Annotated in this window: 1 protein-coding gene and 1 pseudogene; both read right to left on the minus strand. The window is 65.0% G+C overall.

What is annotated here, in order from left to right:
- Window positions 1-26: 26 nt before the first annotated feature.
- The gene (locus tag AOK08_RS36760) at window positions 27-269 is read right to left on the minus strand and encodes a hypothetical protein (protein ID WP_055534182.1); all 243 of its coding nucleotides are present in this window, start codon (window positions 267-269) and stop codon (window positions 27-29) included.
- Window positions 270-356: 87 nt separating this feature from the next.
- A pseudogene (locus AOK08_RS47980) lies at window positions 357-474 on the minus strand (short-chain dehydrogenase); the annotation flags it as partial.

Consider the following 474-nt stretch of genomic DNA (forward strand, 5'->3'; position numbering starts at 1 on the left):
CCCTGCATCAACGACTCAACGCACAACTACACGTCGTAGTCCATGTTGAACCGATCCTCTTCGTCCCGCATCGCCCGCTGAGTCTCCTCATCACGCGACACCCCCCGCTCAGGCCGCTCAGGATTCCCCTCCCGACCAGGCCGCCCCTGGCCAGAAGGCCGCCCCTGTCCAGAAGCCTGCCCCTGGCCAGAAGGCTGCCCCTTCCGACCCTTCTCCATCTTCTCCTTGGCCTGCCGAGCCTTGTCCTGCATCTCGTCCTTCATGCCCATGTGAGTTCACTCCCGTAAGTGGGTGAGGGGATGGGGGCCAGACCAGATTCACACGCCAGGACAACGCACGCATGTCGACCAGTAACGCTAAGTAACCCGCTTCCCCCGAGCCGCCTCATCAGCAGCCCCACCCGCCCCCACAAGCCTCGTACAGATCCCCTGCAACCGCCCCGCGAACCGCCCGACCTCCCGCTGCCCCACCGCA

Source organism: Streptomyces graminilatus (assembly GCF_001418565.1).
GTDB lineage: Bacteria > Actinomycetota > Actinomycetes > Streptomycetales > Streptomycetaceae > Streptomyces > Streptomyces graminilatus.

Excerpts from the sequence above, each read along its gene's own strand:
- AOK08_RS36760 (WP_055534182.1), bottom strand. The coding sequence starts at position 269 with ATGGGCATGAAGGACGAGATGCAGGACAAGGCTCGGCAGGCCAAGGAG.